This is a genomic window from Armatimonas sp., assembly GCF_043760365.1.
Lineage (GTDB): Bacteria > Armatimonadota > Armatimonadia > Armatimonadales > Armatimonadaceae > Armatimonas.
This window is the reverse complement of record NZ_JAYUPA010001031.1, coordinates 1-7,360: the sequence shown is the minus strand read 5'-3', so window position 1 is coordinate 7,360 and position 7,360 is coordinate 1. Positions and strand designations below refer to the sequence as shown.

The window sequence follows — 7,360 nt, the reverse complement described above, 5'->3', positions numbered from 1 at the left end:
AAAGCGGCGAAGATGCGGGTGGTCTGTGAGCAGAACGCCGTGGGGCTGGCGCATAAAGACGATCCGACTATCGCGGGCTGGATGCACGGCGACGAGCCCGATAACGCGCAGGCGGTCACTGATCCGGCGACGGGTAAGAAGGGCTGGGGGCCGTGTGTGCCGCCGCAGAAAATTGTGGAGGACTACAAGCGCCTCCGGGCCGCCGATCCGACCCGGCCTATTTTGCTCAATCTCGGGCAAGGCGTCGCCAACGACGGCTGGAAAGGGCGCGGTGCGGGCGCGAAGCTCTCGGATTATCAGACCTACGTCAACGGCGGCGATATTATCTCGTTCGATGTCTATCCCGCCGCCAACAATCTGCCGCTGGGGCTGGTGCCCAAGGGTGTGGATCGGCTGATGGGCTGGACGGGCGGGAAAAAACGCATCTGGAACTGCCTGGAGTGCACGCGCATTGATGGCAAGACCAAGGCCACGCCAAAGCAAGTGCGCTCCGAGACTTGGCGGGCAATTATTCACGGCTCGCGTGGCCTGATCTACTTCGTGCACCAGTTCCAGCCGAAATTCAACGAGCACGCTTTATTAGATGACCCCGAGATGCTGGCGTCGGTGACGGCGACCAACAAACAGATTCGGGAGCTCGCGGCGGTGATCAATAGCACCAAAGGCAAGCACAGCGAGCAAAACGGCGTGGAGCTTCTCACCGTGGAGCACAAGGGTGCAACCTATGTCTTTGCCGCCGCGACGGGTGCGGCCACGCTCACAGTGGAGATCGCCAAGAGGGGCAAGATTGAAGTGCTGGGCGAGGGGCGAATACTGACACCCACCGGGAGTGTCTGCACCGATACGTTTGCCCCTGACGACATCCATCTCTACCGAGTCATTCACCGATGATACCCTCAGAGTTTGTCGAAGCGGTAAAGAACACACTGGAGACCCACCGCAACCCGGAGAAAGCCGTTGCGATGGTCCGGTACATGAAAGACAACTTCGCCTTTCTGGGCCTCAAGCGCCCCGAGTTTCAGCCGCTCGTCAGGCCGCTGCTTACTACCGTCAAGCCCGTCGCCGACGAAGCCTGGCTCGCCGAGGCTGCACGCTTGGTGGGATAGTGTGGACGGCATTGTCGGGGGTGTGCTCAGCCCGCTCACCCTGCGCCTGCCTGAGCTACAAACACAAATGGACGAGTGGAGCCGCGACGAGAACTTCTGGCTCCGACGCGCGGCGATCTTGCACCAGCTCAAGCACCATAAAGCTACCGATGCCGACCGGCTTTTTGCTTACTGCCACGCCAGTGCCTCAGACCCCGCGTTCTTCATCCGAAAAGCCATCGGCTGGGCGCTCCGCACCTACGCCTACTCCGACCCGCTCGCCGTGCGTGCGTTTGTCGAGGCCAATAAAACGCACCTCTCCTGGCTTTCTGTCCGGGAGGCCTTGAAGCATCTCTAAATCCAGCCCCTGGCCCCAGAAGGAAGCCTCCCTCGGCTCGCTAGGGCTCGCCACTCCCTCCGGCTCCGCGAAGGAAGGGTAGTAGTGAGGTGAGGTAAGCGCGTCGCCAATCACCCTCTTCGCAGCGAGGGACGAGCGATTGCCGGAGAGGGTCGCCGTCTAAGCGGCGGGGAGAGGAAATTTATCGCGGGGAACGAGCAATCTGCATTGTCCCCCCGCCGGGCGGGGGCTAGGGGGTAAGAAAAACTGGGGGTTAGCCTTCAAGTACCCTAGATCTGCCATCCACTCCTGGAGCCGGACATGCCAGGTGCCAAAGGGTATCCCCTTGCGCTCGCTGATTGCGCCACCGTGGCCGCCGTGGCCGTAGATGTGGAGCTCGGCAGGGACTTTGGCGGTGAAGAGCAGGTTGTAGTACTCGACAGTTTGCCGGGCATGAAACGCATCGTCAATGCCCGCACTCACCAGGAAAGCGGGGCCAGCACCGGGGGGAATGGCGAAGCTCATCGGAGCCCAGCCCGCGTAGACCAGCCCCACAAAGTCCGGGCGGCAGCTCTCTCGCTCGATGGGATCGGTGGCATCGGGCTTGCCGCCATCGTTGCGCATGTGTACCAGCGCCGCAAGTGCGCCGCCTGCCGAAAAACCTAAAATCCCGACCCGCTTGGTGTCCACGCCCCACTCTTTTGCATTCGCACGTACCAGCCGGAAGGCTCGCTGGGTGTCCTGAAGCGCCTCGCCCTCGACTGTGTACTTGTAGCCCGGAGTCTGAGCGAGCCGGTACTTGAGCACCGCGGCGGCGACCCCGTGGGAGTTCAGCCACTGTGCGATCTGAATCCCCTCGTTGGGCCAGCCTAGCTCACGATGCCCTCCGCCGGGCGCAACAACAATCAGTGTCCCCGTGGCCTTCTCCTTCGGCGGCAGAAAGACCTCGATGATGGGATTGTGGACATTTTTAATGTTGTAGTACTGCCCCGGCTTGGGATCGGGCGGGGTGAGAATTTCTTTCTCGTTCTGACCCTGAAGTGTGGGATGGCCGGGTGGGTAGAGCGAGAGAGTCTGCGATTTGGTTTGCGCGTAGGCGGGAGCCAGAAGCGCGAGGGCGGCAAGGTTGAAAAGAAATAGGGCCCAGGTGTTCATGTGCCCATTGTACCTACGACTTTGATGAGAACGTGCTATAATTTTCCCGTCATGACATCGTCTAAACTTACCCGGCGCGGGTTTTGCGCACTCAGTCTCTCGCTCGTCTCCCTGGCTCTGTCCGGCTGTCCCTCCAGCAGCTCGGGGGGGGGAGGCACGGGCAGTGGAGGAACTGGATCGGTGCCAGGCGTCTTGCGCTACCCCATTGCGACGGAGCCATCCACGCTCGATCCGCACCGCGCCCAAGACGGCCCAACTATTGATCTCTTGCAGAACGCACACATGGGCCTCGTCGGCTGGAACGACAAGACCGAGGTCACACCGCTTGCCGCTAAAGAAATGCCGAAAGTCAGCGCGGACGGACGCGTCTATACCTTCACGCTCCGCGAGGGCCTGACGTTCCATAATGGCCGTGCGGTGACCGCCGACGATGTGTTGTACAGCCTGACCCGCGCCCTCGACCCCAAGCTGGCATCGCCCGTAGCCGTGACCTACCTAGACGATATTCAGGGCGCAAAAGAGCTGGCTGCCGGAAAGGCCACCGAGCTGACGGGCGTGAAAGTTATTGGCAAGAGCACGATTGAGATTACGCTCGTGGCATCGCGGCCCTACTTTTTAGGCAAGTTCACCTACCCGACCGCCTATATTCTTGCCAAAGAGGAGATCGAGAAAGGCCCGACACTGCCCAGCGGGGCAAAAACCATCGGCTCCGAGAACGCGGCGCTGGTAGGCTGTGGTGCGTTTAGGCTCACCAACTACACACCACAGAAGTCCCTCACGCTGGAAGCCAACAAGGAATGGGTTCTTGGGGCACCCAAGCTCACCAAGATCGAGCGCCCGATTATTCTGGACACCAAGACCGCCCGCCTCCAGTACGACTCCGGCCTCGTGGACATTATCGCGCTGGAAAAAGGCGACTACGAGAAGGATAAAACCGATCCCAAGTACGCCGGACAAGTGCAGACTTTTAACCGCGCCTCCACATATTATGTGGGGATGAACCAGAAAGCCTACGCGCCGTTCAAAAACGCCAAGGTTCGGCAAGCCTTCGCCTGCGCCACCAACAAAGCGGAGATCAAGAAAGGCGTGCTTCTGGATGTGAACACGGCGGCGGAGTGCATCGTCCCCGAGGGAATGCCCGGCTACGACGCAAATTTCAAGGGCTATCTCTACGATGAAGCCAAGGCAAAAGCTTTGCTCGCCGAAGCGGGCTTCCCGGACGGCAAGGGCCTCCCGCCTCTCACGCTCTGCTTCCGCCAGCAGCAGCCCGATATCGTCAAGACCGCGCAAGTGCTTAAAGAGCAGTGGAGCAAGATCGGGATTCCCGTGGAGCTGCGCGAGATGGAGTACGCTTCGCTGATCAAGGCGATGGACAACGACGAGATCGTCTATTTTCACCGCTGGGGCGCGGACTATCCCGACCCGCAGAACTACCTCTCGTTGCTCTTGACCACCACGGGCGCGGAGAACCATGTGGGCTACTCCAACCCTGCCTACGATGCCCTCTGTGCCCAGGCCGATGTGGAGACCGACTCCAAAAAGCGCCTCGAAATGTACGCCAAGGCCCAGCGCATGGTCGTGGACGATGCCGCGTGGATTCCGATCTACTACCAGCGTGATATGGAGCTGATCAAAACCCACGTCACCGGCCTCAAAGACGGTCTTCTCGGCCACCTTCCGCTCGTCACGGTCGAGGTCAAGTAGTCGTGGCAAATCCATTTCTGCTGGAGATCACCCCGAAGAACCTTTTATCTTTTGGGCCCAATCCAGAAACGATTAAACTACAAAGTTTGAACGTGCTTATTGGTGCGAACGGTTCTGGTAAGTCAAATTTCATTGAGATGATAAGTTTACTTCGTTCAACTCCTGGTGAAATTCGATATGCTTTTCGTCCTTCTGGAATTTCAGATTGGATTAGTAAGCAGAGCAACTCAGCATCAGCAGTTTTAGATGTTGTTGTTAATAATGATAAAGGTACATTACCACTCAGGCATATACTGGGATTTGATGTGGTAAATAATATGTTTGTTCTTCATAATGAGCAAATTGAGAACAGTCAGCCTTATCCTGGGAAAAGTGATTCATATTTTTACTATCGGTACCAAAATGGAAATCCTATTGTTAACGTGAAAAATGAAAAGCGTGACTTGCAGTCAGAAACAGTATTGCCTAACTCTTCGATTTTGTTTCAAAGGCAAGACCCAGAACAGTATCCCGAGATACATTATTTAGCTAGAAATTATCAGGGGATTAAAATATTTAGGGAATGGGAATTTGGAAGAAACAGTCGATTACGACAGCCACAGGATGCTGATGACAACCCTTCTGATTTAAAAGAAGACTTTTCAAATCTGGCGATGCACCTGAACTACTTAAATAGTTTTCCCGCAGTGCGTAAAAAAATTAGAGAGAAGATAACTGACATCTTTGACGGTGCAAGTGATTTTGGAGTCGATATTTTTGGTAACAAGGTTCAACTCTATTTATTCGACGGCGAAGATAAAATTCCAGCAACACGGCTATCTGATGGTACTTTGCGTTACCTTTGTTTGCTTGCGATTTTGTGTAATCCGAATCCATGCCCTTTAATTTGTCTAGAAGAGCCAGAACTTGGTTTACATCCTGATTTACTTTCAGGGCTGGTGGATTTGATAAAGGAATGCTCTGAACGCACCCAGATGATTGTTACTACCCATTCCGAATTTCTTGTCGATAGCTTTAGTAATAGCCCCGATTGTGTAATTGTAGTAGAAAGAGAAGATAAAATTACTGAAATGCGGCGACTATCTCCCGATGCGCTGAAAATATGGCTCGAAGAGTATACACTTGGAAATCTATGGATTCGGGGACAACTGGGAGGGACTCGCTGGTGAAAACGGTTACGGTATTTGTTGAGGGAGCAATAGAAAAACCTAAGAATCCTATCGAAAAAGAACTGACCACTAAGTGTCGAAGAGCGTTTTCTAAGCTTTTTGGAATGAAACATGTTAGTTTTGTACCATGTGGGGGACGAGGGACTACTTTTCGACAATTTAAAGCTGAATTTGAAAATCAGAGTCGAACATCATGGCCAATCTTATTGGTTGATAGTGAAGAGGAGGTAATTCTGGAATCGAAGATAGAACATTTAAAAAAACAAGATGGTTGGGATTTTCCTGTGGGAGTTGAAGAAAGGCACATTCAATTCATGTCTACATGTATGGAATCTTGGCTTATCTATGAGCAAAAAGGGTTGCGAGCTTTTTATGGACGATGCTTACAAGAGAGTGGTTTACCGTCGAGATTTGAAATGGAGAGGCGGCATCGGCACCTACTCTTTGAAAATCTATGTCATGCAACTCGGGATTGTGTAAAAGAGAAGGTTTATTCAAAAGGAATTGCATTTCAAATTCTTGAGGGGGTGGATCGGGAGATACTCAAGGAACTTACGTATTTTAAACTAGCCTTCACGGCTATTCAAGGCCACATTAACAAATGATTCGCCTGATTCTCACGCGCCTTGGGCTGGCGATTCCGACACTGCTGGCGATCTCGTTTCTCGTGTTCTTTGCGACCTATCTCTCGCCCGCCGACCCGGTGGACATCCTGCTCGGGCAGCATGCCACACCAGAGAGCAGGGTGCGTTTGCAGCATCAGCTGGGGCTGGATCTGCCGCCACTGGTGCGCTACGGTAACTATGTTTTTGGAATCGTGACGCGCGGCGACTTTGGCCGTTCGTATTTTAATAATGGCGAGCCGGTGCTGGAACTAATCAAGCGTGGCTTTCCCAACACGGGGACACTGGCGAGCCTGGCGCTGTTGTTCTCGCTGGGCATCGGGATTCCGATTGGGATTCTGGCGGCGGTGAAGGCCAATAAAATAACCGACCGGGCCGTGATGAGTGTCGCCCTGATCGGTGTCGCCGTGCCCTCGTTTGTGCTGGCGCCGCTGCTGACACTGTACTTCGCGGTACAGCGCAACTTACTGCCGCCCATGGGCTTTGCACTGGGCGATGCGGTTCGGTCGCAGCCGCAGTTCTTTATCCTGCCCGCGATCGTGCTCGGCGCGCGTTCGGCGGCGCTGATGGCGCGCATGACCCGCTCGGCGATGCTGGATGTGCTAGGGCAGGACTATATTCGGACGGCGCGGGCGAAGGGCCTGTCGAGTGGTGTGGTCTTGTTTAAGCACGCGCTAAAGAACGCGTTCCCACCGATCATGACTGTCGCGGGAACCACTTTTGGGTACTTGCTCTCGGGCTCATTTGTGGTGGAGACGTTTTTTCAGATTCCGGGGCTGGGTTATCAGTCCATCTTTGCGATCCAGCAGCGTGACTACCCGGTGATCCAGGGATTGGCGCTGCTGATGGCGTTTATCTTTGTCGTGGTGAACCTGATCGTGGATATTCTCTACGGCGTGCTGGATCCCCGTGCACGCTCCGCAGGGGGAAAGCGCTAGCCATGAACGAGCTTAAAAAGAATAAAATCGCTTTTGCGAGCCTGATCTTTCTTGGCCTGCTGGTCTTGGTGGCGATCTTTGCCAACATCCTCGCGCCGTACCCCTTCGCGGAGCAGAAGCTGATAGACCGTATGCAAGGCCCGAGCGCGACGCATCGGCTTGGTACGGATGATCTGGGGCGTGATATTCTCTCTCGCTTGGTCTATGGGGCACGAATCTCTCTGTCGGTGGCGGTGTTAGTGGAGCTGGTGGTGGTGAGTATCGGTGTCACGGTGGGGCTGATCGCGGGGTTCTTCGGTGGCTGGGCTGAGACGGTTCTGATGCGCATCACCGACACACTGCTCGCCTT

General features: G+C 55.2%; 8 protein-coding genes and 1 pseudogene. 8 read left to right on the top strand and 1 reads right to left on the bottom strand.

Annotated features, from left to right (window positions below):
* The 3 genes and pseudogenes from ACH2EH_RS26355 to ACH2EH_RS26345 all read left to right on the top strand — a co-directional run.
* A pseudogene (locus ACH2EH_RS26355) lies at positions 1-891 on the top strand (hypothetical protein); the annotation flags it as partial.
* The gene (locus tag ACH2EH_RS26350) at positions 888-1,106 is read left to right on the top strand and encodes a DNA alkylation repair protein (protein ID WP_395146397.1); all 219 of its coding nucleotides are present in this window, start codon (positions 888-890) and stop codon (positions 1,104-1,106) included. The pseudogene ACH2EH_RS26355 and the gene ACH2EH_RS26350, both read left to right, overlap by 4 nt.
* Position 1,107: 1 nt before the next feature.
* Entirely contained in the window at positions 1,108-1,443 is a 336-nt protein-coding gene (locus ACH2EH_RS26345) for a DNA alkylation repair protein (protein ID WP_395146396.1), read from the top strand.
* A 159-nt stretch (positions 1,444-1,602) separates the two neighbouring features.
* Here the strand turns inward: ACH2EH_RS26345 and ACH2EH_RS26340 are convergent, their stop codons facing one another.
* Positions 1,603-2,577 (bottom strand): alpha/beta hydrolase, encoded by a 975-nt coding sequence (locus ACH2EH_RS26340; RefSeq protein WP_395146395.1) that lies wholly within the window; start codon positions 2,575-2,577, stop codon positions 1,603-1,605.
* Positions 2,578-2,628: 51 nt separating this feature from the next.
* Between ACH2EH_RS26340 and ACH2EH_RS26335 the strand changes: the two genes are divergently transcribed.
* The 5 genes from ACH2EH_RS26335 to ACH2EH_RS26315 form a co-directional block, all read left to right on the top strand.
* Positions 2,629-4,281 carry a peptide ABC transporter substrate-binding protein gene (locus ACH2EH_RS26335; RefSeq protein WP_395146394.1) on the top strand — a complete coding sequence of 551 codons (1,653 nt, stop codon included), beginning with the start codon at positions 2,629-2,631 and terminating at the stop codon, positions 4,279-4,281.
* A 2-nt stretch (positions 4,282-4,283) separates the two neighbouring features.
* Positions 4,284-5,450: an AAA family ATPase gene (locus ACH2EH_RS26330; protein WP_395146393.1), complete on the top strand. Its 1,167-nt coding sequence runs from the start codon at positions 4,284-4,286 to the stop codon at positions 5,448-5,450.
* Positions 5,447-6,055 carry a hypothetical protein gene (locus ACH2EH_RS26325; protein ID WP_395146392.1) on the top strand — a complete coding sequence of 203 codons (609 nt, stop codon included), beginning with the start codon at positions 5,447-5,449 and terminating at the stop codon, positions 6,053-6,055. The genes ACH2EH_RS26330 and ACH2EH_RS26325 overlap by 4 nt, the downstream gene beginning before the upstream one ends.
* Positions 6,052-7,011 (top strand): ABC transporter permease, encoded by a 960-nt coding sequence (locus ACH2EH_RS26320; protein WP_395146391.1) that lies wholly within the window; start codon positions 6,052-6,054, stop codon positions 7,009-7,011. Before ACH2EH_RS26325 ends, ACH2EH_RS26320 begins: the two co-directional genes overlap by 4 nt.
* A gap of 2 nt (positions 7,012-7,013) precedes the next feature.
* Positions 7,014-7,360: ABC transporter permease (locus tag ACH2EH_RS26315; protein WP_395146390.1), on the top strand; the 347-nt coding region annotated here is incomplete at its 3' end.